This is a genomic window from Salmonella sp. JXY0409-18, from assembly GCF_020268625.1.
Lineage (GTDB): Bacteria > Pseudomonadota > Gammaproteobacteria > Enterobacterales > Enterobacteriaceae > Salmonella > Salmonella enterica.
Genome location: NZ_CP084216.1, coordinates 2311168 through 2336517 on the forward strand (window position 1 = coordinate 2311168; position 25350 = coordinate 2336517).

The following is a 25350-nucleotide window of genomic DNA, read 5'->3' on the forward strand; positions in this document are numbered from 1 at the left end:
TATGCAAACACAAGATACATTTTATCAAGTTATGCGTAGACACGGCGTGACAAGGCGTAGCTTCCTCAAGTTTTGCAGCCTTACCGCAACGTCTTTAGGCCTGAGCAGTTCGATGATTCCTCAGATAGCTTATGCCCTGGAGAATAAACCGCGTACGCCAGTGATATGGCTGCATGGTCTTGAATGTACCTGCTGTACCGAGTCTTTCATTCGCTCTGCGCACCCGTTGGCAAAAGATGCCATTCTGTCGCTCATTTCCCTGGATTATGACGACACCATTATGGCCGCCGCAGGGCAACAAGCCGAGCAGGCGTTGGCGGATGTGATGCGCGAGTACAAAGGAAATTATATCGTTGCCGTGGAAGGTAATGCGCCGCTGAATGAAGATGGGATGTTTTGCATACTGGCTGGCGAGCCGTTCCTGGAGAAGTTAAAACGCGTCAGCGCGGATGCTAAAGCGATTATCGCCTGGGGGTCCTGCGCATCATGGGGCTGCGTGCAGGCAGCCCGTCCCAACCCAACTAAAGCCACGCCGGTTCACAAATTAATTACCGATAAACCCATTATTAAAGTGCCAGGCTGCCCGCCTATACCTGAAGTGATGTCCGCCGTTATCACCTATATGCTGGCATTTGATCGCATCCCTCCCCTTGATCGTCTTGGACGACCAAAAATGTTTTATGGCCAGCGAATTCATGACAAATGCTACCGACGCGCGCATTTCGATGCCGGTCAGTTTGTGGAAGCGTGGGATGACGAAGGTGCCAGAAAAGGGTATTGCCTGTACAAGATGGGCTGTAAAGGCCCGACCACCTATAACGCCTGTTCAACCGTTCGCTGGAATGATGGCGTGTCTTTTCCTATCCAGTCAGGTCATGGATGCCTCGGATGTTCGGAAGATGGATTCTGGGATTACGGTTCTTTTTACAGCCGGGCAACGGGCATTCCGCAAACCGGCATTGAGGCTACCGCCGATAAAATCGGACTGGGCGTTGCCGGCGTCGCGGGCGCTGCCGCCATCGCTCACGCCACGGTGAGCGCCATAAAACATGCCCGCAATAAAAACAACACGTCATCAGAAAACGCTCCGGAAGAGAAAAAATAATTATGGCATATCCTTATCAGACTCAGGGTTTTACGCTGGACAATAGCGGACGACGAATTGTGGTCGATCCGGTTACTCGCATCGAAGGGCATATGCGCTGCGAAGTGAATATCGACAGTAATAATGTCATTACTAACGCCGTGTCGACCGGCACCATGTGGCGCGGCCTTGAGGTTATCCTGAAAGGTCGCGATCCGCGAGACGCCTGGGCATTCGTTGAACGCATTTGCGGCGTCTGCACCGGTACACACGCTCTGACCTCAATCCGTGCCGTAGAAAATGCGCTGGGAATCGCGATTCCGGACAACGCAAACTGTATCCGTAATATGATGCAGGCTACGCTACACGTTCACGATCACCTGGTGCATTTTTATCATCTGCACGCGCTGGACTGGGTTGATGTGGTTGCCGCCCTGAAAGCCGACCCGCATCAGACCTCCGCCATCGCGCAAAGCCTTTCCGCATGGCCGCTATCCTCGCCGGGATATTTCCGCGATTTGCAAAATCGACTGAAGCGGTTTATCGAGTCCGGTCAACTTGGCCCTTTCCGTAATGGCTACTGGGGACATCCGGCGATGAAACTTCCGCCGGAAGCCAATTTGCTGGCGGTCGCCCACTATCTTGAAGCACTCGATTTTCAAAAAGAGATCGTAAAAATTCACACCGTTTTCGGTGGTAAAAACCCGCATCCTAACTGGCTGGTGGGCGGCGTTCCTTGCGCCATCAACCTTGACGAAACGGGCGCGGTCGGCGCAGTGAATATGGAACGCCTGAACCTTGTCAGTTCCATCATCCAAAAAGCTCGCCAGTTCTGCGAACAGGTTTATCTTCCGGACGTCTTGCTGATTGCCAGTTATTACAAAGACTGGGCAAAAATCGGCGGCGGGTTATCGAGCATGAACCTGCTGGCTTATGGCGAGTTTCCGGATAACCCTAACGATTATTCCGCCAGTAATCTTCTGCTTCCGCGTGGGGCTATCATTAACGGTCGTTTCGACGAAATTCATCCTGTCGATTTAACCGCCCCCGATGAGATCCAGGAGTTTGTCACTCACTCCTGGTATACCTATGGTAACGGCAATAACGATAAGGGCCTGCATCCTTGGGATGGTCTGACCGAACCGCAACTGGTCATGGGCGAACACTATAAAGGCACAAAAACCTTTATCGAACAGGTGGATGAGTCCGCTAAATATTCATGGATTAAATCGCCGCGCTGGAAGGGACATGCGATGGAGGTAGGTCCGCTGGCGCGTTATCTGATTGGATATCATCAAAATAAACCGGAATTTAAAGAACCCGTGGATCAACTGCTTAGTGTATTAAAGCTGCCTAAAGAAGCGCTCTTTTCTACATTAGGACGTACTGCCGCGCGTGCGCTGGAATCCGTATGGGCAGGCAATACGCTGCAATATTTCTTCGATCGTCTGATGCGTAACCTCAAGTCCGGCGATACGGCGACGGCAAACGTCACGCTCTGGGAACCCGATACCTGGCCTACATCGGCAAAAGGCGTTGGTTTCAGCGAGGCGCCGCGCGGCGCGCTGGGGCACTGGATAAAAATTGAAAATCAGAAAATCGACAGCTATCAGTGTGTGGTACCGACAACCTGGAATGCCGGGCCACGTGACGATAAAGGTCAAATTGGCGCGTACGAAGCGGCGTTAATGGGGACTAAACTCGCCGTTCCCGATCAACCATTGGAGATTTTACGTACTCTGCACAGCTTCGATCCCTGCCTGGCCTGCTCCACCCATGTTATTGATAATCATGGAGGGGAGCTGGTCAGGGTTCAGGTACGATGACGACGATTCGGAGGTCTCAATGCATCTCAAAGAAATAACCAGCCAGGGGTACTATATCTATGAAGCGCCGGTCCGTTTATGGCACTGGATCACGGCGTTATCCATTGTCGTCCTGGCTGTTACAGGATATTTCATTGGCCACCCCCTGCCATCGATTCAAGGTGAAGCGACCTTTATGTTTTGGATGGGCTGGATACGACTGATCCATTTTACCACGGCGTATATTTTTACTGTCGCGCTGCTGTTTCGTATTTACTGGGCATGTGTCGGCAATGAGTACGCCAGGGAGATGTTTCTGGTTCCGTTCTGGCGCCGCGCCTGGCGCAAAGGCGTTATCAGCGAAATCCGCTGGTATTTTTTCCTCGAAAAAGAGGCCCATCGTTACTATGGACATAATCCGGTAGCGGGACTGGCGGTAATGTTCTATTTCTGGATGTCCGTACTGATGGTGTGTAGCGGCTTTGCGCTCTATGGCGAAGGGCTTGGAACAGACAGTTGGGCGTATCAATGGTTTGGCTGGATGATTCGCCTGACTGGCAACGATAGCCTCGCGCTACATTTCTGGCACCGGCTGGGCATGTGGTTCATTATCGCCTTCGTCATTGCGCATGTTTATACCGCTATCCGCGAAGACATTATGAGCCGACAAAGCGTGATTTCCGTCATGATAAGCGGCTGGCGCTGGTTCAGGTGATAACAATGGCAGAAGTAACAATCTTAGGGCTTGGCAACCTGCTTTGGGCAGATGAAGGGTTCGGCGTCAGAGCGGCGGAAAAGCTGTTTGAACAGTATGCCGATAACGAGAAAGTTGACGTTGTTGATGGCGGTACGCAGGGACTGGCGCTGCTGCCCTGGCTGCAACAGACCGAAAAACTGTTAATCATGGATGCTATCGATTTTGGTATGGCGCCAGGTTCGCTGGCGATGTTTCGTGATGAACAGGTTCCCGCCTATCTGACGGCGAAAAAACTCAGTTTACATCAGACCAGTTTTTCTGAAGTGCTGGCATTGCTGCAATTAACCGGCGGCCAGTTATCGGAGATTGTGCTGATTGGCGTGCAGCCGGAATGTCTGGATGACTATGGCGGGAGTCTTACGCCGCAGGTAAAGGCGCAACTGATGCCTGCGGTCTATCTCGCGCAGGAAGTGCTGGCGCAATGGGGTATCACCGCCTCTTCAGCGGCCTTGCCCACTGAGAGACTCAATCATTACAGCCTGTGTATGGAACGCTACGAAGATGAACGGCCAGATGCGCAAAGCGCTTGCCGGGTCGGCGATATTCGGGTGCTACAGAGAGAGAAATCATAATGTGTATTGGCGTTCCTGTGCAGGTTATTTCACCCGGTCAGTGGTTCGCCAAATGCCGCGACCGACACGGCGAGCTTATCGACGTTGATATTCGGCTTGTGGCTCCCCCCTTAGCAGGCGCATGGCTGCTGACATTTGGCGGCGCAGCACGACGAGAAATGGACGAAGCGGAAGCCGTTGAGGTACTGGCGGCGCTGGACTCGCTGGAACAGGCCATGCTTACGCAAAGCGATCCGCTGACCGGTTTTGCCGATTTATTGTCTCGCACGCCTGAATTACCGGAGCATTTAAAAAAATGACTATCTCACCCCAAAATCCTGTTTGTCCACTGGCGGATAAAGGCTTTCTGGTTACCGATGCGCAAACGCTCCCGTCGTTGATTAATGCGCATCCGACTGTGCTGGTTTTGCTGCAAAGCGACCCCAACAAACATCCGGAAGTCGCCGACAGTTGGGTCATTATCCCGGAGATCCTCAAGCAATTTCCGGCGACGTCTTATACCGCGGCATTTGCGGATAGCGAACAGAGTGATCTGATCGCCCGGGAGTATCGCATTCTGAAATATCCGGCGCTGCTTTTCTTTCGCCAGCACCGTTTTGTCGGCAGTCTGGCGGGATTATATAGCTGGCAAGAATACTCTCAGCGGGTGGCCGCATTGCTGACCACACCGGGCTATCGTCAGGATATTCCCGTTATCACGCAATAGAATGAAAGGTAACACACGTGAATCATTCCAGAACTATTCCAGTCGTTAATATTGCCGGACCAGGCTCGCAGCCAGAAGAGGAAGACTTTAACTTTCTTCCTATCCCCGCCGGCATTAATCTACCACTGACGCCGGTTTTACCGGAACAGGCGTTGCCCGCTGAGCTTCGTGTTGCCAGACACATCCTGACTACGCTTATTCGCGATATGGATAACCCGGTGGCAACGCTCCCATTTCCCCTGAGCTATAAGCTGAATGCCACTGAGCAACAGAATAGCGGTTTGTTGGATCAACTGCTCGGCGAAGGTGAAATCTCCGCCCGGGTACTATTATCCGATGGAAAAGAACAGCGTATTCAGGAGACGGTTTTTACGGGTGTCTGGCGTGTGCGTGAATATAACGCTGACCAGCAACGGGTTGCCGATGAAATTATCATTGGCCCGATCCCGGAGAGCATCTGGCAGACGCATCCGCAGCCGACGATTACGCCAGAATTGCCGCCACAACCGGCGGGACTGATGAATGGCGCCTTTATCGCGCATGAAATAGCCGAGCGCGTAAAACAGCCGGTAAAAGAGCCGCATATCATTAACTTAACGCTGTTGCCAGTAAACGATGCCGATCGCGAGTATCTGGATCATTTTTTAGGCGAAGGTTGTAGCGCTATTTTTTCACGCGGATATGGTAAATGCCGGATTGTAAGTACGCATTTTCCCGGCGTATGGCGGGTAAATTATTTCAATGATATGAATACATTACTGCAAGATATGATTGAGATAGCGGACATTCCTGATATCGCCGTTGCAGGCATCGACGATATCGAAGATGCCTACGCGGGGCTAAAAAATACGTTGGAATGGTTGAAAGAATACCCGGTCACAGAAAATGAGCCAGTGGTGCGCATGGAGTGCAAAGTATGTTGGTGGGTTTACGACCCTGCGCTGGGCGATGACGTATGGCAAATTCCACCCGGCGTGCCCTTCAGCCAGTTACCTGATTACTGGTGCTGTCCGGTTTGCGAAACCAGTAAGTCCGGGTTTATGGTGATCGATGAAGGTAATAATTCGTGCAAAGATTGACCGTCTATTCTCACCCGCTACGGATTATCTGGCAGGAGGCGCCGATCGGTCGTTTGTTACAGGGCGCAACACCGGTATACGCAAAAACGCTTATTTCACGTTTGTTTACGTTGTGCGCTCAGGCACACAGCGTAGCGGCGGCTTTACTGTTGTTTCCTGAAGAGAAGCCAGATATGCAGGCCGCACAACAGGAGCTGGCGCGAGAAACGCTCCGTCGCGCGTTGACCGACTGGCTCCCCCTGTTTAGCCACCGACAGGCAACCGCTGAAGAATGGGCGTTGTTACGTCGCGGAGAGTTATCCCCGCTGGCAAGCACAATCTTTTTTGACGATGATCCTCAGACCTGGCTTGCCGCTGGCGTAAAGGGCTGGGAAGCCTGGTTTTTGCAAGAGCGTTCTGAAACCGCCCGCTGGCTGGCGGCAGTACAGAATATCATTACACCTACACTACCGATGGCGTCGTCCCCGGACCATACGTTAATAACCCATGGTCCCCTGGATGTCTCGCCTCTGGCTATCGAATATCCGCTGCTGTCAGCCTGTTGTCTTAGCGGTAAAACGACTGCGCTACGTCTGCTGGCCCGCTGCATTACGCTCGCCCGAAGTTTGAGCGCCCTTCCTACCCTGCGCTGGAATCGTTTTGATGATGGCGATTGGAAAATCGCAGTAGTGGAAACCGCGCGAGGATGGTTAGTTCATCAGGCCAGACTGACGACGTCAGGCAATATTCTTGATTACCGTATTATCTCGCCTACCACACGTCACGCCCAATCTGACGGCGTCATTGCTCGCGAACTGGCCACTATTCCACTCTCATTGTGGTCGCAACAGTTACAGGTAATTGATCCTTGTGTCGCCGTAAATATTGTTGAATGAAGGAGCTGGCCCATGCATGAATTAGCCCTGGCGCAAAATATTATCGAATTGCTGGAGGAGCAGGCAGTAAATCACCAGTTCAGCAAGGTAAAGCAAGTCTGGCTGGAGATTGGCGTTATGGCCTGTGTTGAGGTGCCGGCGCTGCATTTTGGCCTGGACGTCGCCGCTCGTCATACCCTTGCTGACAATGCGCGTTTCCACATTACTATCGCACCGGCGCAAGGTTGGTGTCTGTCCTGTAATCAACCCTTCACCTCTCAAACGTCCACACTCTGTTGCCCCTTTTGTCATTCAGGTAAAGTGCAGATAGATGACAGTAGCAGAATGCGCATTCGCGAGATCGAAGTCGAATAGCCAACGAATAGTCAATAAAAAAGGACGCCAGAAGCGTCCTGAAATAATAAAAGAATAAATTAACAATAATAAAGGTTAAGCAGTGACACAGTTTTGGGAAAAGGAGGGTATCCCTAAACTGTCTTAATCAGCAAGTTTTATCAAAACTCGTAGACTAAGCCGAGCGCCACGGTGTTGTCTGTATTAGGATTCGATGGGTTGCCATCTTTTAGCAGATTGATTTTGTAGTCAACATACGCGGACATATTTTTATTGAAGTAGTAGTAGGAACCCACATCAATATATTTCACAAGGTCGAACGAACCCAGTCCATCAACATCATTGGCTCTGGATTGCAGGAACGCCAGTGATGGGCGTAAGCCATTATCAAATTGATATTGCCCTACCATTTCCCAGTTATCGGTTTTATGTGCAAAGCCGCCCAATGTATCGCCCATATAGGTCATATCATAAGTACGGGTATAGTTTGCCGCCAGGTAAATATTATTGGCATCATACTTCACGCCGCCAGTCCAGGCTTCAGCGCGGTCACCATTGTCGTATTTATCTTGCGTCATCTGATCAAGCGTGCGTTTGGAACTGGTATAGGCTGCCCCCAGGCTCACCCCCATGCCCAAATCATATGTCGCTGATGCCCCGAAACCATCGCCATTCTGGTACGCGATACTTTTTCTGGCATTATTACTTAAAGGATCGCCTTCTTTCGACAGGCCGTCATTTTTACCCTGATACTGCAACGCAATATTCAGACCATCAACCAGACCAAAGAAATCATTATTACGATAAGTCAGAACGCCATTCGCACGTCCGGTCATAAAATTATCGGAAGCTTCATACGAATCATTACCAAATTCAGGCAGTACGTCAGTCCATGAACCAATGTCGTATAACACGCCATAGTTACGACCATAATCAACAGACCCCATATCGGCAAATGCCAAACCAGCAAAACCGAGACGCGTCCAGCTTTGCGGGGAACCGCTGGAGTCACCATCTTCCGGACGATTGGCGTTGACCTGATACTCCCACTGTCCAAAACCGGTTAGTTGATCGGTAATTTGAGTTTCGCCTTTAATACCCATACGGATATAAGATTGATCGCCATCCGTACTATGATTACTGGAAAAATAATGCAGGCCGTCGACCTTGCCATACAAATCCAGTTTATTGCCATCCTTGTTATAGATTTCTGCTGCGTTGGCGGCTCCAGCCATCATTACGGCTGCGGCTACCGCAGATAACACCACTACTTTTTTCATTTTATATGCCTTATTTGTCTTATTTTTGGACTTTCCGCAAAACCTGCTCGCGGAACTGTCCAGGACAATATCACTAACAATTACCGTACGTTAAGTTTCAAAGTGTAATATTAGCTTGCTATGTATTAGTGATGTTAAAATGCAAGTTAAGCATGACTACATCAATGATATGCCCTGTTTTCTGCTGTAATAACAAGGGGGTTACCAGTAGAGAACAGGCTTACGGTCGGGGATGCCAGGGCGAGAATGGCACTGAACACTCGGCTGACATTCGTTAAGACGGAATCATAATCAAGTCAGTTGAGGCCACAGCCCTTCTTATTTTTGTGTATAATTTGTTACGTTTGCATTTATTTTTAAATTAGCGTTATGAAAATATCAGTACTACTGAAATAGCACTTCTTCGCTTCGTGTATTTTTACTATGGTTAATTATCACATAGCGCAAACGGTCATTTGTGTATCACTATTCATAAGGTTAACTATTTACCAGTGGTAATAAACATAAAAGTAAGTCAAGGGACAACAACAATACTGAAACTCTAAATGTTGATATTTTGAGTCATGCCGTTACAAACAAATACGATATTCTTAATTGCACTACTCCCTTTTCGGGGTAATTTTATAGAAGGATGTTTTTATTGTTCGTGAGCCATGCTCCTTTAGTATAAAGGTGAACGTAACAGGAAAGATAAAGCGTCTCAAAAACAGACTATATGGGTATAACTATTATGCAAAAAACGTCACTATTGTTTTCGGCCGCCGCGATAACGTTAACTCTGATGGCGTCATCGGCATCAGCGGCAACGCCAACCGCCGCACAAAATGAAGCTACGTCGACCGTTAAACAAGAAATTACAGAAGGTATTAACCGTTACCTTTATTCAATAGATAAGGCAGACCCAACGTTAGGCAAGCAGCTCTTTTATGTTTCACCAGAAACCAGTTTTATTCATCCACGCGGTCACGAACGCGGATGGTCGCAGATCGCTGAAAATTTTTATGGCACCACTATGGGTAAAACCTTCAGCAAACGCACATTAAAACTGGACGCTCCCCCGGCTATTCATGTGTATGGCAATGCCGCCGTTGCAGAGTTCGACTGGCATTTTACCGCGGTACGCCGTGATAATGGGCAGACTCAACACACGACAGGCCGCGAAAGCCAGGTGTGGGCGAAGATACCAAACACAGGATGGCGAATCGTTCATGTCCACTACTCCGGTCCAGCCAAAACCGGCGTTGGAGAAGGCTATTAAGCTTTGCTCTTCAGGTTATGGCGCAGATGAACATTCTGCGCCAGTTAAGACGATCTCAGGTCAGTTGATAGTGCTTATCCGGTATCCGTTTTGCCGGAATATCCCTTTCATCATTCATTTGCAGTAAATCGATTTCTATCGCATTGCATATCGCATCCAGCGGTAAATCATTATTTTCAGTACCGAACGGATCTTCCAACTCTTCCGCTAACGCATCCAGCGCGATAAACGTATAAGAAATAAGCACCGAAATAAACGGTGTCATATAGTGCAGATCAACCACCAGTGCAAATGGCAACATAATGCAGAAAAGATAAACCGTACGATGCAAAATTAACGTATAGGCAAAAGGCACCGGCGTGTTGGCGATGCGTTCACAGCCGGCCAACACTGACGACATATCATTTAAACGGTTGTTGAGGCTATGAAATAAAATATCGGAAAGCTTTCCGCTGCGGCGGCGAATCGCCAGCCACTCTCCCATCAGCAATAAGATACGGTTAGCGGGGGAATGGGAAGCTACAACTTTCTGTAACGCCTCCTGGTCAAGATAGTTTCCCAGAACTTGCGTTTGAGGCTGTCGACGCAATGTCATACGCAAACAGTGGGCAAAAGCGATTTGTAACCGAACAAAATCCTCGATACCGCGTTCATCAGGCAAGGTTGTTTTCACCTCTCGCAGTATTGAGCGTGAAGCGATCATCAACTGCCCCCACAAATGTCGGGCTTCGACGTAACGCGCATAACAGGCATTATTGCGAAACCCCAGAAAAATGGCGATAGCGACGCCCAGTATGCTAAACGGCGCAAGGGTAAACTTAATACCCAGCATTGTGTACCAGGGCAGCATGATAATAACGGCGATAGAAAGAAGAAAGTTAAGGAGCAGTCGTGAAAAGATTTTAGATAACACGGAACCATGCCAGACAAATATCAGGCGAATCCAGTGCTGTTGTGGTCTAACGATCATGATTATCTTCAGCAGGTAAAAAAGCACTGTCATTAAACGTGATCCAGATCAAGGTTGCAAGCTTCTGGTGATACACGGCTCCCCTGCCCTGTAGAACATTTTTTTGCACAGTGCTGACAGGCGTTGAAAAAAAACAACTATATGTATGTTGTAACTAAAAAGACACTTCAGCACATGAGATATATGACGGTCAACGGCTGCTATCAGTGGTATAGGGTGATTTATCAGGGAAAGCGTCAGCAACGACGCGCTGCTCTACCGCTGATTCATTTGTATGACCAGCCAGTAATGGATAACGCTGACAATATACTGTTGCTGCGCTTCGCTCAGCGGTTCTCCCTGAGGAATCTGGTGCCATTTCGCCAGGCACCCGCGGCAGCAGGTTGCCGTCGCATGTTGCGCGATAAATACCGGATGGCCCCGCATCGGCGTTTGCTTACCATCATTCGCCGGGTGAACTGGCGCCAGTCGCTGGGCGATAAAATCGGCGGCGTGTTTATCAATCACCTCCGCGCCTTTATCCCAGCAATATTGTCTTTCTTTTATCCCGAGACGAAAACGCGAACGAAATGTCGATCGCGCCAGGCGGGCAAAGAGCGGTTCAAGCGCATTCATCAATATACCGAACGTCCTAACGTTTGTGTTAATTGCTCAAGCGCGGCGATACCTGCCAGAGAGTTTCCCGCAGGATCCAGCTCCGGACTCCAGACGGCAATCGCCATTTCATGCGGCACTATGGCGACAATACCGCCGCCCACGCCGGATTTAGCGGGCAATCCCACCCGCCAGGCAAACTCTCCGGCATTCTGATACATACCGCTGGTCGCCATTAGCGCATTAATCTGCCGGGCCTGCATGGGGGTAACTACCGGCTCGTCGAGATGAAACGCCTCGCCCTGATTCGCCAGAAAGACAAACGTCCTCGCCAGTTCCATGCAGCTCATTTTCAACGCACAGTAGTGAAAGTAATTTTGCAACACGGTAGGCACATCATGATGAAAATTACCGAATGATTTCATCAGCCAGGCAATCGCGGCGTTACGGGCGGAATGCTCAAATTCAGAGCGCGCGACCGTAGCGTCATACGTAATATCCGATACGCCGCAAAGCGCGCGCACAACTTCCAGCATCCGCTGACGCGGCGCGCTAAGCCGCCCTTGCAACATGTCGCATACCACCAGCGCGCCCGCATTAATAAATGGATTACGCGGGATGCCTTGTTCCATCTCTAACTGAACCAACGAATTGAACGGCGAGCCGGAAGGATCTTTTCCGACGCGCTGCCAGATCTCCTCTTCCGGGTAATGACGCATCGCCACCACCAGACTGAGCACTTTCGAAATAGACTGAATAGAGAAGCGTTCGTGCGCATCGCCCGCCTGATAATGCTGCCCGTCCACGGTACAAATCGCTATCCCCAGCTTTGAACCCTCGACGGACGCTAATGCCGGAATATAGTCAGCGACTTTGCCCTGGCCAATGAGGGGGCGAACGCGCTGTAAAATCGTCTCTAAAATTGCATTATCCATGGCCCTGGCCACAACATGCTCCTTGCTCGCAGGTCTGAAAAGGCCTGCGAGTATAGCAGAGGGCGCCACGCGACGTCAGGGCGATTAGACGCGGTTCTTCCAGACGGTCTGCACATTACAAAATTCGTGTAAACCAAAGTGCGAAAGCTCGCGACCGAAGCCGCTTTTCTTCACCCCGCCGAATGCCACACGCGCATCGCTGGCGCTGTACCCATTAATGAATACCCCGCCGCACTCAAGACGCGCCGCCATCTCCGCGGCCAGCGTATCGTCGGCGGTAAAGATCGTCGCCGACAGGCCAAACTCACTGTCATTCGCCAGCGCGAGGGCGTGCGCCGCATCTTTTGCAACGGTAATGGCGGCAACAGGCCCAAAAAGTTCCTGACGAAATGCCGTCATGTCAGGTGTGACATCCGCCAGAACGGTCGCGGCATAATAGTTGCCCTCCCCGGCGATTTTCTCGCCGCCCAACAGTAGCCGTGCGCCTTCGGCGACGGAAGCCTGCACCTGTTGATGGAGTTCATCACGCAAATCAAAGCGCGCCATCGGCCCCAGGTCATTCTCTTCAACCAGAGGATCACCTATCTTTAATGCTGCGGCAGCCGCCACAAAACGATCGGTAAACGCCTGCGCAATGCCCTCTTCGACAATAAAACGTTTGGCGGCGGCGCAGACTTGTCCGGTGTTTTGATAGCGTCCTGCAACCGCGGCTTTTACCGCCAGCTCGAGATCGGCATCATTGAGTACAATAAACGGATCCGAGCCACCCAGTTCCAGTACGCACTTTTTCAGCGCCGCCCCAGCCTGAGCACCAATCGCCGCGCCGGCGCGCACGCTACCGGTCACCGTCACCGCCGCGATTCGCGGATCGTTAATCATCTGACTCACGCCCTCATTATTGGCGTTCACCCATCCATAGACGCCAGCAGGAGTACCGGCTTCCGTCAAGATTCGGGCTATCATCTGCGCGCAACCCGTGACATTGGGCGCATGTTTTAACAAGTAGCTATTCCCCGCCAACAGTATCGGCACTGCCCCGCGTAACACCTGCCATAAAGGAAAATTCCACGGCATTATCGCCAGAATGACGCCCAGCGGACAGTATTCAATCACCGCCTGCTGATTTTCTACCAGCGTAGGCTCAGGATTCAGCATTGCCGGGCCATGTTCCGCATACCAGTCGCATAACGCGGCGGATTTCGTCACTTCCGCACGCGCCTGCTTTATGGGTTTACCCATTTCACGCGTAATACATTGCGCCATCTCTTCTGCATGAGCGCGAAGCGCCTGACCAATATCACGTAATGTTTGCGCCCGTTGCGCTACCGATGTCATTTTCCACTTTTTGAAACCGCTCGCCGCCAGACTCAGCGCATGTTCAATCTCTTGCGCGTTAGCCCAGGGCATTGCCGCCAGCGTCTGGCCGGTCGCAGGATTCACGGATAACGCCTGTGTTGCAGTCATCATGGTCATGTTCTTTCTCTCGTTATCAGGGGAGTTGTACCATCATGACGCCCTTTACCCTTTCTGAAAAATGAATAATATTAACCAGACTATTCACGAATTGAGAAAACCATGGACCTGACGCAACTGGAAATGTTTAACGCTGTCGCTCTGACGGGCAGCATTACGCAGGCGGCGGCAAAAGTGCACCGCGTTCCGTCCAACCTGACCACGCGTATCCGCCAGCTTGAAGCCGACCTGGGCGTCTCTCTGTTTATTCGCGAAAACCAGCGACTCAGGCTGTCACCAGCCGGGCATAACTTTTTACGTTACAGCCAGCAGATCCTGGCGCTGGTCGATGAAGCCCGCATGGTGGTTGCCGGAGAGGAACCGCAAGGACTGTTTTCACTCGGCGCGTTAGAAAGTACTGCCGCCGTACGTATCCCCGCGCTGCTGGCGGGTTATAACCAGCGTTACCCTAAAATTCAGTTCGCGTTAACGACCGGTCCTTCCGGCGCCATGCTGGATGGCGTGCTCGAGGGAAAGCTGAACGCCGCCTTTATTGATGGCCCGCTAATGCATCCGGGGCTGGAAGGTATACCGGCTTACCAGGAAGAGATGATGATCGTCGCGCCACACGGCCATTCCGTCGTTTCGCGGGCCAGCGAGGTGAATGGTTATAACATCTATGCTTTTCGCGCCAACTGTTCTTACCGACGGCATTTCGAAAGCTGGTTTCATGCCGATGGCGCGACCCCCGGTACGATTCACGAAATGGAGTCATATCATGGAATGTTGGCGTGCGTAATTGCCGGCGCAGGTATTGCGCTGATGCCAGCAAGTATGCTCAACAGTATGCCAGGACATCATCAGGTGGAAGCCTGGCCGTTGGCGGAGAAGTGGCGCTGGCTTAACACCTGGCTAATGTGGCGGCGCGGGGCGATGACGCGTCAGCTTGAGGCCTTTATCGAGTTACTTAACGCCCAACTGGCGAGCGTCGACTGAAGACGAAACGGCCTGCGAAGTAAATGAGAAGCAGGTCACAAAATGATTGTCTTTTCGCCAGTAAACGTTTTAAGATCGCGGTCTCACCTTCTCGCAACTAACCCGAAATATTTTTATGACAATCAATCCAGTTTCCCGCAAGGTCGCGTGGCTACGGGTAGTTACGCTTGCTATTGCCGCTTTTATTTTCAATACCACAGAATTTGTGCCGGTTGGTTTGCTATCAGACATTGCTGAAAGCTTTCATATGCAAACCGCGCAGGTCGGCATCATGCTAACCATTTACGCCTGGGTAGTTGCCGTCATGTCGCTGCCTTTTATGCTTCTTACCAGTCAAATGGAGCGCCGTAAGCTACTCATTTGTCTGTTTGTTTTGTTTATTGCCAGCCATGTGCTCTCCTTTCTGGCATGGAACTTTACCGTGCTGGTCATTAGCCGTATTGGCATCGCTTTCGCCCACGCTATTTTCTGGTCGATAACCGCCTCGCTGGCGATCCGCCTGGCCCCTGCCGGGAAACGCGCGCAGGCATTAAGTCTGATAGCGACCGGCACCGCGTTGGCCATGGTGCTTGGGCTGCCGATAGGTCGCGTTGTTGGTCAGTATTTTGGCTGGCGCACCACCTTTTTTGCCATCGGCATGGGCGCATTAATTACGCTGCTATGTCTGATTAAGCTTCTACCGAAATTGCCGAGCGAGCATTCCGGCTCACTAAAAAGTTTACCTTTGCTATTCCGACGCCCGGCGCTGATGAGCCTCTATGTACTGACCGTCGTTGTGGTGACTGCGCATTACACCGCTTATAGCTATATTGAACCGTTCGTTCAGAATGTCGCCGGGCTCAGTGCGAATTTTGCTACCGTCCTGTTACTGATCCTCGGCGGCGCCGGGATCATCGGCAGCCTTGTGTTTGGTAAACTGGGTAATCGCCATGCCTCGTCGCTCGTCAGTATCGCTATTGCCCTGCTGGTTATCTGTCTGCTTCTGCTGCTGCCTGCGGCGAATAGCGAAGCGCATCTGGCCATACTGAGCATTTTCTGGGGCATTGCGATTATGGTGATAGGGCTCGGTATGCAGGTGAAAGTACTGGCGCTGGCCCCGGACGCGACCGATGTCGCAATGGCGCTATTTTCAGGCATCTTTAATATTGGTATTGGCGCTGGCGCGCTGGTAGGCAATCAGGTGAGTTTGCACTGGTCAATGTCGGCCATCGGCTATATTGGCGCTATACCCGCCTGTGCCGCGCTGGTATGGGCTGTGCTCATATTCCGCAAATGGCCAGTGACGCTGGAAGAACAACCGCATTAAGACATTCGTCTGCCGGGAACAGGTTTCCGGCAGACGAAAATGCGCCTTAGTGGTACGTTTTAATAATTTCCAACACGCCGTTGATAATAAATTGCACGCCCATACACACCAGCAGGAATCCCATTAAGCGGGAGATCGCTTCAATCCCCCCTTTCCCCACCAGCCGCATAATAGCGCCAGAACTGCGTAAGCATCCCCACAGGATCACCGCCACGGCAAGAAAAATAATCGGCGGCGCGACCATAATGACCCAGTCGGGAAACTCGCCGCCATGACGCACCGTGGAAGCGGAACTGATGATCATTGCGATGGTCCCCGGTCCTGCGGTGCTTGGCATAGCCAGTGGAACAAACGCAATATTGGCCGTCGGTTCGTCTGCCAGCTCCTCCGATTTGCTTTTCGCTTCCGGCGACTCATGCGCCTTCTGCTGCGGGAAAAGCATTCTGAAGCCGATAAACGCCACGATTAACCCCCCGGCGATCCGTAGCCCTGGAATCGAAATACCGAAGGTGTTCATGACTAACTGCCCGGCATAGTACGCCACCATCATAATAGCGAAGACATAAACCGAAGCCATATAGGACTGCCGGTTGCGTTCCGCACTATTCATATTGCCCGCAAGGCCAAGAAACAGCGCCACGGTGGTTAGCGGATTGGCTAACGGGAGCAGTACGACCAGCCCCAATCCAATCGCTTTAAACAAATCCATCATAATACTATCTCTTACCCATCAGCGTTTCATGAACCGGAAGTATAAAGTGAAATTGCCCAGGCGCGCCATTTCGCCAGTGTGCAAATTAATATCCTCTACAACATATAACCTGTAATTATCAATTAGTTACAAGTTATCACAACACAATACTCCGGACGCCTTTTAGCAAATCGTGGCATCGGTCAATTCATTTAGTTGACTTATACTTGCCTGGGCAATAGTATCTGACGAAATTAATTACTTGCCGGGGCAACCATTTTGAAAAGCACCAGTGATCTGTTCAATGAAATCATTCCGCTGGGTCGCTTGATCTACATGGTAAATCAAAAAAAAGATCGCCTGTTAAATAACTATTTATCCCCGCTGGATATCACCGCAACACAGTTTAAAGTGCTGTGCTCGATACGCTGCGCGGGATGTATTACCCCGGTTGAACTTAAAAAAGTGCTGTCTGTCGATCTCGGCGCATTGACGCGGATGCTCGATCGCCTGCTGTGCAAAGGCTGGATCGAAAGACTGCCGAATCCTAATGACAAACGCGGCGTACTGGTGAAGCTAACGCCGGACGGCGCGGCAATTTGTGAGCAATGTCATCAACGACCAGGGCAAGACCTGCATCAGGAATTAACAAAAAACTTAACGGCGGACGAAGTGGCAACGCTTGAGTATTTGCTCAAGAAAATTCTGCCGTAGACAAAAAAGAGGTATGACGATGTCCAGACGCAACACTGACGCTATTACTATTCATAGCATTTTGGACTGGATCGAGGATAACCTGGAGTCGCCGCTCTCACTGGAAAAAGTGTCTGAGCGTTCAGGATATTCCAAATGGCACCTGCAACGGATGTTTAAAAAAGAGACCGGTCATTCATTAGGCCAATACATCCGCAGCCGTAAAATGACGGAAATCGCGCAAAAATTAAAAGAGAGCAACGAGCCCATTCTCTATCTGGCGGAACGCTATGGCTTTGAGTCACAGCAAACATTGACCCGGACGTTCAAAAACTATTTTGATGTGCCGCCACACAAATACCGGATCACCAATATGCATGGCGAATCACGGTATATGCTGCCGCTGAACCATGGCAACTACTAGTTTGTTTATGCGCCACGCGAAGAGCACCATGAAAATGCTGTTTCCCGCCCTGCCGGGTCTGTTACTTATCGCCTCCGGATATGGCATTGCAGAACAAACTTTGTTACCTGTGGCGCAAAATAGCCGCGATGTGATGCTGCTGCCCTGTGTGGGCGATCCGCCAAATGAACTTCACCCCGTGAGCGTGAACAGCGATAAGTCAGATGAATTAGGCGTGCCCTATTATAACGACCAACACCTTTAACCTCTTTGCCCCGTTTTGCGGGGCATTTTTTTAGTACCGTCTGGCGATGACAAGTCCGCCGCTATCACCTCGCGGTATGGTCTGAAATTAGCGTTTGTCTTCTTAGTAACATAATGCCTCATCCCCTGACGCGCGCAGTACGGCGCACACGAAATCCAAACACATTGATATAGAGTCCAGCCATAATCAGTACTGCGCCCGCAAGCTGCATCCCGGTCAACGTTTCCCCGAGTAACACCGCAGCGCTCGCCAGCCCGACTACCGGCACCAGCAATGATAACGGCGCCACGCGCCAGGTCTCATAGCGCCCCAGTAACGAGCCCCAGATGCCGTAGCCAAGTATAGTGGCGACAAAAGCCAGATAAAGCAGCGACAATATCGTCGTCATATCGATGGTAATAAGGCTTTGCGTAATGTGATCCGCCCCCTCCAGTAGCAGCGATGACAGCAGGAACGGCAGGATCGGGATCAGCGCGCTCCAGACCACTAGCGACATCACCGCCGGGCGCGGACTATGTTGCATAATTTTTTTATTAAAGATATTGCCGCAGGCCCAGCTAAATGCCGCCGCCAGAGTCAGCATAAATCCCGACATCGCTATATGCTGTCCGTTGAGACTGGCTTCAATCAATACCAGTACACCTATAATCGCCAGGGCGATCCCCGCTAACTGCTTACGTTGTAACCGCTCACTAAAAACAAACGCCCCCAATGCCATGGTAAAAAAGGCCTGCGCCTGTAATACCAACGACGCCAGTCCTGCGGGCATACCAAACTTTATCGCGCAAAAGAGAAAGGCGAACTGCCCAAAGCTTATCGTCAGGCCATAGCCCAGCAACAGCGTAAGCGGGACTTTAGGCCGGGCGACAAAGAAAATTGCCGGAAACGCCACCAGTAAAAATCGTAATCCTGCCAGCAATAATGGCGGCATATGGTGCAGGCCTACTTTGATGACAACAAAATTGAGCCCCCATACGACAACCACCAGTAACGCCAAAAAACCGTCTTTACGCGACATCATCGGCCCCTGTCATTATTAAAATTTTGTAAAAAGGTAAGTTATCGGAAATCAGTGCGCCATAACAGGACTTTTCTTTTTACCGTGAGCATGGCATTGAACAACACACGATGGGCAAAATCCTGCGTTATGGTATGTTAAGACTACGCTATAGCGTATAGACATCATGCTTTTGCGGGCACGGTAGATTAAAACGTCCCGATACGTAACCTCCATTTCAGGCAGGAAAAATGAATCCAGGATTGAGACGTTCGACGTTGGCTCTACTCGCCTCATCGCTGTTATTGACAATTGGACGCGGCGCCACGCTCCCCTTTATGACCATCTATCTTAACCGTCAGTACGGTTTAGGCGTGGATCTGATTGGCTACGCGCTGACCAGCGCGTTAACGATTGGCGTCATTTTTAGTCTTGGCTTTGGAATTCTGGCGGACAAGTTTGATAAAAAGCGCTACATGTTACTCGCGATTATCGCCTTCGCCTGCGGATTTATCGCCATCCCAATGGTGCATAATGTCGTACTGGTTGTCCTGCTTTTTGCGCTTATTAACTGCGCCTATTCGGTTTTTTCTACCGTCCTGAAGGCCTGGTTCGCCGATAATCTCACCGCGACAACAAAAACACGGATTTTTTCGCTCAACTATACCGTACTCAATATCGGCTGGACGGTTGGCCCGCCGCTCGGCACGCTGCTGGTGATGCAAAGCATCAATTTACCCTTCTGGCTTGCCGCTATCTGTTCCGCATTTCCGCTGGTCTTTATTCAGGTATGGGTGACACGTTCGGTTGCCGCCAGCGAGGGGAAAAATGCCGCTATCTGGTCTCCCTCCGTTCTGCTGCGCGACAAAGCATTATTGTGGTTTACGCTTTCGGCATTTCTGGCCTCCTTTGTGGGTGGCGCCTTTGCGTCCTGTATTTCACAGTACGTTATGGTCGTTGCCGATAGCGGCTTCGCGGAAAAAGTGGTAGCCGTCGTCCTGCCGGTTAATGCGGTTATTGTGGTCAGTTTGCAATACGCCGTGGGCCGTCGACTTACCGCCGTCAATATTCGACCAATGATGACGACCGGCACCGTCTTTTTTATCGCTGGGCTCATCGGATTTATTTTTTCAGGCGACAATCTGTTTTTTTGGGGGCTTTCAGCGGCAGTATTCACGATTGGCGAAATTATTTATGCCCCCGGCGAATATATGTTAATTGACAACATTGCGCCTGCCGGGATGAAAGCCAGCTATTTTTCAGCGCAATCGTTGGGCTGGCTGGGTGCGGCGGTAAACCCGCTGGCCAGCGGCGTCATCCTGACGACGCTTCCCGCCTGGTCGCTTTTCGTTGTCCTGATAATCGCCATTGTGTTCGCCTGGGCACTGATGTTAAAAGGAATGCGGATTACCCCTACGCAACAGGCTATCACCTGTTAATTATCTGCAGCCAGTCATGTGCGCTGTTTCTGGCGCACTGGGTTAACCCTATATATTGCAGGCTAATTATCTGCTGTCACTGCGATAATTCAGGAATATTCCTGGGCGCTGACGAAAATATTCTAATGCTTTACCCTTCCAGTAAAATAAATACGCAATCCAGACTTGCTTAAGTATAAATTAGTACTATAGTCTGTACGAGGTTTTTTAAAAAAGAGGATGCACGCTAAAATAAGGAGAAACGAGATGTTAGGCAGTATTAACCTTTTTATCGTTGTATTAGGAATTATTTTATTTTCCGGATTTCTGGCCGCCTGGTTCAGTCACAAATGGGATGATTAATGAACGGAGATAATCCCTCGCAGAGCCGGCCCCTTGCTGCATCGTTGCGCAAGGGGCCGCTTTTGTCTGGATGGCAGGCAAAAAAAAACCGCCGGTTCACCAGCGGTAAATGCTTGCATGGATAGATTTGTGTTTTGCTTATACGCTACCGGGCAAATTCTTGCGAGGATAACGGATCGCTAACGACTGTAGCACCGTCAATATCAATGAAGCTTAAACGATACGCAACCAGACCTGAATAAGACATTATGGGATCTTTTTGTCCCCCAGGCGCTTTTACAAGACCCATGGTATCAGGCCAGCCGCGTGCCTCGTATGGCTGACCTGGAGATTGCCGGTTAGCGCGCGTTATTTTTGCAGTCGGTTCACGCGAACAAGCGGTTCCTTCGCTTTCTTGTCCAGACTACCGTTAATGTTGATCATTTGATCCGGCTGAACTTCCCGCCCATCAAATACGGCGGAAGGAATTATCACGTTAATCTCGCCGGATTTATCACGAAATACATAGCGATCGTCGCCTTTATGATCAATAAGGTTGCCGCGCAGCGAAACGGTCGCGCCATCATGCAGGGTTTTTGCCTGTTCGATGGTCATTTTTTCTGCATCATCCGTACCGCGATAACCATCCTCAATAGCATGAGGCGGCGGCGGCGCCACGTCTTTTTTTAATCCCCCTTGATCATCCGCTAGCGCGTAAGGCATTATCAGCAAACTTAAAAATGCAGCCACCGGTAGTTTCATGCTCTCTCCTTAATAACGTCTATTTGACGTATTAAGTCTGGCCGCTATTTTTAGTTTTTACAAACATGAATTTACCCGCAGGATATTAAGCAATAAAATCAACCCATCCGGATTAATATGCAACCGATATCAGCGCCGGTGAGCACGAAAGCGTAACGGCGTAATAGTTAACTCGCCACATCGCTGAAGTCATATGCATCAACGTCTTGATAGCAATTCAGAATAATCGGCTTTATTTTTTGAGGATAATGGCCTTACGCATAATCAATGACAGTCATCGCCGCAGAAAAGTAAGCAAGTTATGCAACAGCGGGTTTGTTGGTAACTGGATAAAATAATCATTCACTGACAATGTCATAAAATAAATATGCCATACTTGAGAAGAACGAACATATTTCATTTGTCTCTGTAACGGAAAAATAAACGATGAGATTAGAACAGCACGATATTGTCACCCTTGATGAAGCCGAAACCATCGATAGCCTGACAAAAAAACTTGGTCATTTACTGGTTAACCAGAAACTCCGTCTGACCACTGCAGAATCCTGCACTGGCGGGAAACTGGCTTCAGCATTGTGCGCAGCAGAAGATACGCCCTCATTTTACGGTGTGGGTTATGTCACCTTTACTGATGAAGCCAAAGCAAAAATCTTGCGCGTACAACGCCACAGTCTTGCCGAACATACCGCCGTCAGCGAAGCGGTCGTTACTGAAATGGCACAGGGCGCTAAGGATCAGGCTGAGGTCAATATCAGCATAGCGATCAGCGGCTATGGCGGTCCGGAAGGCGGCGAAGATGGCACGCCGGCGGGCACCGTTTGGTTTGCCTGGAATATTAACAATACAACTTTTACAAGCCGACAACATTTCAACGGAGATTGTCAGGAAGTATTGGAAAAATGCGTACGCTTCGCCCTCGCTGAATTGCTTTTTCTGTTAACGAAGAAAGCATAAACAATAATTTCATCTGACCGGTCAGAATAACTCCCGGTCAGAATAAAAAAATGCGAGCCTATGGCCCGCATCGTATGCGCAATATTTCAGAATATATTTACGAAATATCAGGAGTAAAATTAATTGCCGGATTTCCGTCCGCCACTGTGGCTATTCTGGCCACCTTTTTTACCCGCTTCAGATGCACGCTGTGGGTCGTTTTTAAAGTTCCCACCGCTATGCTGGCCGCCTTTACGACCTGCTTCTGAGGCTTTCTCTTTATCTTCTGCAAAATTACCGGAACCGCCGCGATGTTCTGCCATAATATAATCCTCATGATGATGTTGCGTTTTAAATATGATATGTCTTCTCATATCATGTGATACAGTTCTAAATCTAGTCGCCCTGTGCGCAGTGTCAAATTCATTTCTGCATTATTTACATAACGCCGATACATGGCGGAAAATATATTTTTTGAAAACATCAACAGCGAAGCGGTAATAAATCTTTGGCAATCAAGCCACCACGAAAAAATAAGTAGAAAAATCCGAATGCACGCCCTTGTTATATTCAGACAATTTAACCCCATAAATTTAACTGGCTGTCATCAGAAGTGCAGGATTCATTTTCAGGCGGTTGTTCGACAGTGCCGAACAACCGTATCAGCTTAGCGATCGAGCCCACGATATTGTAACATGGGGTCAATATGCGGTTCATGTCCACGCCAGGCTGAATAAAGCGTTTCTAAATCAGTACTATTCCCCCGGGAAAGGATAGCATCACGAAAACGCTGCCCGTTTTCACGCGTCAGGCCGCCCTGCTCTACAAACCATTGATAACCGTCATCCGCTAACATTTGCGTCCACAGGTAGGCGTAGTATCCCGCTGCGTAGCCGCCGCCGAAGATATGGGCAAAATAACTGCTGCGATAGCGGGGCGGCACTGCCGGTAAATCAAGATGCTCGGCGGCCAGCGCCTGCTGCTCGAACTCAGCGACAGACTGCTCTGCTACGCTCTCCTCCAGCATATGCCAGCGCATATCCAGCAATGCGGCGCCGAGCAATTCAGTCATATCGTAACCTTTATTAAATAAACTCGCCTTGCGCATTCTTTCCTGTAAATCAGCAGGCATTTTTTCACCGCTGTCGACATGACGCGCGTAGCGTTCGAACACACGCGGATGGCTCGCCCAATGCTCATTAATCTGGGAGGGAAACTCAACAAAGTCGCGGGGCGTATTGGTACCTGAAAGCGTGGCATAGCGTTGGACGGCAAACAAACCATGTAGCGTATGACCAAACTCATGGAAGAGCGTAATAACGTCGTCCCAAAGCAGTAATGCAGGCTGCCCATCAACCGGTTTCTGATAGTTACAAACATTGTATATAACGGGCCGGGTTTCGTTGAGTGTGGATTGCTCGACAAAATTCCCCATCCACGCGCCGCCGCTTTTCGAGTCCCGCGCGAAGAAGTCGCCATAAAATAACGCCATGCCGACACCATCGGAGTCGAAAATCTCCCACACCCGAACATCAGGGTGGTACACCGGAATGTCAAAACGCTCGACGAAGGTGATGCCGAATAGCTGGTTGGCGGTCCAGAAAACCCCCTCTTGTAACACCGTATTTAAGGCAAAATAGGGCTTCAGTTGCGCTTCATCTAACGCATATTTTTCCCGCCGTACCTGTTCGGCATAGAACATCCAGTCCCAGGCCTGAACGGTGTAGCCGCCCTGCTCACCATCAATGACGTTCTGAATTTCCGCCTGTTCATTGAGTACGCGCTGACGCGCTGGCGGCACAATGCCACGCATAAAGCTCAGTGCGGCTTGCGGCGTTTTCGCCATCTGATCGGCCATTTTCCATGCGGCATAATTGGGGAAACCCAGCAGTTTTGCCTGACAGCGACGAATCTCTACCAGACGCTGAACGATAGCGCGGGTATCGTGGGCATCTCCTTTTTCCGCCCGAGTCCATGACGCTGCGAATAAATTTTCGCGAGTCTGGCGATCGCGCAGTGTAGCAAGCGCAGGCTGTTGCGTCGTATTAAGGAGCGGAATGAACCAGCGCTCCTCCAGGCCTTTTTCACGCGCCGCTTCAGCAGCGACGGTCATTTCTTCCGGGCTTAATCCTGCCAGGCAATGCGCGTCATCGACCGCCAGCCCGCCCGCTTTACTTGCCGCCAGCAGACGCTGATTAAACTGACTCATTAAGGTCGCGGATTCAGTATTCAATACCTTCAGTCGCGCTTTATCCTCTTCGGCAAGCTGCGCACCTGCCAACACAAAACGCTGATGGATCACATCGACCAACCGTAGCGACTCATCATCCAGCCCCAGTGAGTGACGCTGTTGCCAGACGGCATCCACGCGAGCGAATAACGCGCTATTCAGATAAATATCGTTGGAGAGCGCCGCCAGCTCGGCAGAAAAGGCCTCATCCAACCGCTGGAGTTCATCGTTAGTGTGCGCGGCCGTCATCGCGAAAAAAACGCTGGTGACGCGTGACAGAAGCGCCCCGCTTTGCTCCAGCGCCAGAAGCGTATTCGTAAAATCAGGGGCCGCCGGATGATTGACGATGGCCTCGATTTCCACGCGTTTTTGCCGCACGCCCTCATCAAAAGCAGGACGATAATGGCAATCTTTGATCCGATCAAAACGCGGTGCCTGATAAGGCAACATACTCTGGTCTAACAAAGGATTCGTCGACATTTTTCACTCCTGAAAATAGGTTGATCATAAGAGTAAGCTTCCCCCTATGCTGACCGCAACCGTGTTAACCAGGATTACCCTTTCATAAACGCCGCGTGCTATGGTAATACAACACAAAAAGCGTTGAGGAACTG

Annotated in this window: 28 protein-coding genes; 18 read left to right on the top strand and 10 right to left on the bottom strand. The window is 50.4% G+C overall.

The window, feature by feature from the left end; genetic code table 11:
* Window position 1 precedes the first annotated feature (1 nt).
* The 9 genes from LDB27_RS11100 to hypA are packed head-to-tail and all read left to right on the top strand — an operon-like array spanning window position 2 to window position 7232.
* Window positions 2-1105, top strand: a complete 1104-nt coding sequence (locus LDB27_RS11100; RefSeq protein ID WP_001194448.1) for a hydrogenase small subunit — start codon at window positions 2-4, stop codon at window positions 1103-1105.
* A gap of 2 nt (window positions 1106-1107) precedes the next feature.
* Entirely contained in the window at window positions 1108-2910 is a 1803-nt protein-coding gene (locus LDB27_RS11105) for a nickel-dependent hydrogenase large subunit (protein ID WP_000331200.1), read from the top strand.
* The gene (gene cybH, locus LDB27_RS11110; RefSeq protein ID WP_000924455.1) at window positions 2861-3604 is read left to right on the top strand and encodes a Ni/Fe-hydrogenase, b-type cytochrome subunit; all 744 of its coding nucleotides are present in this window, start codon (window positions 2861-2863) and stop codon (window positions 3602-3604) included. The genes LDB27_RS11105 and cybH overlap by 50 nt, the downstream gene beginning before the upstream one ends.
* A 5-nt stretch (window positions 3605-3609) precedes the next feature.
* Window positions 3610-4218 (top strand): HyaD/HybD family hydrogenase maturation endopeptidase, encoded by a 609-nt coding sequence (gene hybD, locus LDB27_RS11115; RefSeq protein ID WP_000852664.1) that lies wholly within the window; start codon window positions 3610-3612, stop codon window positions 4216-4218.
* A complete protein-coding gene (gene hypC / locus LDB27_RS11120; RefSeq protein ID WP_000334907.1) occupies window positions 4218-4517 on the top strand; it encodes a HypC/HybG/HupF family hydrogenase formation chaperone in 300 nt (99 codons plus the stop codon). The genes hybD and hypC overlap by 1 nt, the downstream gene beginning before the upstream one ends.
* Window positions 4514-4924, top strand: a complete 411-nt coding sequence (locus tag LDB27_RS11125) for a hydrogenase (protein ID WP_000155983.1) — start codon at window positions 4514-4516, stop codon at window positions 4922-4924. Before hypC ends, LDB27_RS11125 begins: the two co-directional genes overlap by 4 nt.
* A 17-nt stretch (window positions 4925-4941) precedes the next feature.
* Window positions 4942-6003, top strand: coding sequence for a hydrogenase expression/formation C-terminal domain-containing protein (locus tag LDB27_RS11130; RefSeq protein WP_001016748.1), 1062 nt, complete (start codon window positions 4942-4944; stop codon window positions 6001-6003).
* Complete coding sequence (locus LDB27_RS11135) at window positions 5991-6878, top strand: ATP/GTP-binding protein (protein ID WP_001189405.1); 888 nt, start codon at window positions 5991-5993, stop codon at window positions 6876-6878. Before LDB27_RS11130 ends, LDB27_RS11135 begins: the two co-directional genes overlap by 13 nt.
* 12 nt (window positions 6879-6890) lie before the next feature.
* Complete coding sequence (gene hypA / locus LDB27_RS11140) at window positions 6891-7232, top strand: hydrogenase maturation nickel metallochaperone HypA (RefSeq protein WP_000544772.1); 342 nt, start codon at window positions 6891-6893, stop codon at window positions 7230-7232.
* 140 nt (window positions 7233-7372) lie between these two features.
* Here the strand turns inward: hypA and ompC are convergent, their stop codons facing one another.
* Window positions 7373-8491 (bottom strand): porin OmpC, encoded by a 1119-nt coding sequence (ompC, locus tag LDB27_RS11145; protein ID WP_000758335.1) that lies wholly within the window; start codon window positions 8489-8491, stop codon window positions 7373-7375.
* A 715-nt stretch (window positions 8492-9206) separates the two neighbouring features.
* Between ompC and LDB27_RS11150 the strand changes: the two genes are divergently transcribed.
* Window positions 9207-9749, top strand: a complete 543-nt coding sequence (locus tag LDB27_RS11150) for a YybH family protein (RefSeq protein ID WP_000513122.1) — start codon at window positions 9207-9209, stop codon at window positions 9747-9749.
* A 55-nt stretch (window positions 9750-9804) separates the two neighbouring features.
* Here LDB27_RS11150 and LDB27_RS11155 read toward each other — a convergent pair whose 3' ends face one another.
* The 4 genes from LDB27_RS11155 to sad form a co-directional block, all read right to left on the bottom strand.
* Window positions 9805-10719, bottom strand: coding sequence for a bestrophin family protein (locus LDB27_RS11155; RefSeq protein ID WP_001562768.1), 915 nt, complete (start codon window positions 10717-10719; stop codon window positions 9805-9807).
* A gap of 255 nt (window positions 10720-10974) precedes the next feature.
* On the bottom strand, window positions 10975-11334 hold the full coding sequence (locus LDB27_RS11160; protein WP_000992454.1) for a DUF4186 domain-containing protein: 360 nt from the start codon (window positions 11332-11334) through the stop codon (window positions 10975-10977).
* A complete protein-coding gene (glsB, locus tag LDB27_RS11165; RefSeq protein ID WP_000090081.1) occupies window positions 11334-12260 on the bottom strand; it encodes a glutaminase B in 927 nt (308 codons plus the stop codon). Before glsB ends, LDB27_RS11160 begins: the two co-directional genes overlap by 1 nt.
* Window positions 12261-12332: 72 nt before the next feature.
* Complete coding sequence (gene sad, locus LDB27_RS11170) at window positions 12333-13721, bottom strand: succinate-semialdehyde dehydrogenase (protein WP_000178394.1); 1389 nt, start codon at window positions 13719-13721, stop codon at window positions 12333-12335.
* A 102-nt stretch (window positions 13722-13823) separates the two neighbouring features.
* Between sad and ptrR the strand changes: the two genes are divergently transcribed.
* Entirely contained in the window at window positions 13824-14696 is an 873-nt protein-coding gene (gene ptrR, locus LDB27_RS11175) for a putrescine utilization regulator PtrR (protein ID WP_000366539.1), read from the top strand.
* A 115-nt stretch (window positions 14697-14811) separates the two neighbouring features.
* Window positions 14812-16002 carry a sugar transporter gene (locus LDB27_RS11180; RefSeq protein WP_000154613.1) on the top strand — a complete coding sequence of 397 codons (1191 nt, stop codon included), beginning with the start codon at window positions 14812-14814 and terminating at the stop codon, window positions 16000-16002.
* A 46-nt stretch (window positions 16003-16048) separates the two neighbouring features.
* Here LDB27_RS11180 and LDB27_RS11185 read toward each other — a convergent pair whose 3' ends face one another.
* Window positions 16049-16714, bottom strand: a complete 666-nt coding sequence (locus LDB27_RS11185; RefSeq protein WP_000968968.1) for a MarC family NAAT transporter — start codon at window positions 16712-16714, stop codon at window positions 16049-16051.
* A 258-nt stretch (window positions 16715-16972) separates the two neighbouring features.
* Between LDB27_RS11185 and marR the strand changes: the two genes are divergently transcribed.
* Genes marR through marB form a run of 3 tightly spaced genes read left to right on the top strand, consistent with a single transcriptional unit; the run spans window position 16973 to window position 18054 of the window.
* Window positions 16973-17407: a multiple antibiotic resistance transcriptional regulator MarR gene (marR, locus tag LDB27_RS11190; protein ID WP_000843434.1), complete on the top strand. Its 435-nt coding sequence runs from the start codon at window positions 16973-16975 to the stop codon at window positions 17405-17407.
* 19 nt (window positions 17408-17426) lie between these two features.
* Window positions 17427-17810, top strand: coding sequence for an MDR efflux pump AcrAB transcriptional activator MarA (gene marA / locus LDB27_RS11195; protein WP_000091194.1), 384 nt, complete (start codon window positions 17427-17429; stop codon window positions 17808-17810).
* Window positions 17811-17838: 28 nt separating this feature from the next.
* Window positions 17839-18054, top strand: coding sequence for a multiple antibiotic resistance protein MarB (marB, locus tag LDB27_RS11200; RefSeq protein ID WP_000783050.1), 216 nt, complete (start codon window positions 17839-17841; stop codon window positions 18052-18054).
* A 118-nt stretch (window positions 18055-18172) separates the two neighbouring features.
* Here the strand turns inward: marB and eamA are convergent, their stop codons facing one another.
* On the bottom strand, window positions 18173-19075 hold the full coding sequence (gene eamA, locus LDB27_RS11205; protein ID WP_000987752.1) for an O-acetylserine/cysteine exporter: 903 nt from the start codon (window positions 19073-19075) through the stop codon (window positions 18173-18175).
* Between the two features lie 227 nt (window positions 19076-19302).
* Between eamA and ydeE the strand changes: the two genes are divergently transcribed.
* Both ydeE and mgtS read left to right on the top strand, forming a co-directional pair.
* The gene (ydeE, locus tag LDB27_RS11210; protein WP_001068050.1) at window positions 19303-20490 is read left to right on the top strand and encodes an efflux MFS transporter YdeE; all 1188 of its coding nucleotides are present in this window, start codon (window positions 19303-19305) and stop codon (window positions 20488-20490) included.
* Window positions 20491-20736: 246 nt separating this feature from the next.
* Window positions 20737-20832, top strand: a complete 96-nt coding sequence (gene mgtS, locus LDB27_RS11215) for a protein MgtS (protein ID WP_000901531.1) — start codon at window positions 20737-20739, stop codon at window positions 20830-20832.
* Window positions 20833-21180: 348 nt separating this feature from the next.
* Here mgtS and LDB27_RS11220 read toward each other — a convergent pair whose 3' ends face one another.
* The gene (locus tag LDB27_RS11220) at window positions 21181-21573 is read right to left on the bottom strand and encodes a YdeI family stress tolerance OB fold protein (RefSeq protein ID WP_000775494.1); all 393 of its coding nucleotides are present in this window, start codon (window positions 21571-21573) and stop codon (window positions 21181-21183) included.
* A 426-nt stretch (window positions 21574-21999) separates the two neighbouring features.
* Here LDB27_RS11220 and LDB27_RS11225 point away from each other — a divergent pair, with 426 nt between their 5' ends.
* Entirely contained in the window at window positions 22000-22527 is a 528-nt protein-coding gene (locus LDB27_RS11225; protein WP_001235359.1) for a 2-oxo-tetronate isomerase, read from the top strand.
* Between the two features lie 119 nt (window positions 22528-22646).
* Here LDB27_RS11225 and LDB27_RS11230 read toward each other — a convergent pair whose 3' ends face one another.
* Window positions 22647-22829, bottom strand: coding sequence for a general stress protein (locus LDB27_RS11230; RefSeq protein ID WP_000807642.1), 183 nt, complete (start codon window positions 22827-22829; stop codon window positions 22647-22649).
* Window positions 22830-23173: 344 nt separating this feature from the next.
* A complete protein-coding gene (gene dcp / locus LDB27_RS11235; RefSeq protein ID WP_000106266.1) occupies window positions 23174-25216 on the bottom strand; it encodes a peptidyl-dipeptidase Dcp in 2043 nt (680 codons plus the stop codon).
* Window positions 25217-25350 lie beyond the last annotated feature (134 nt).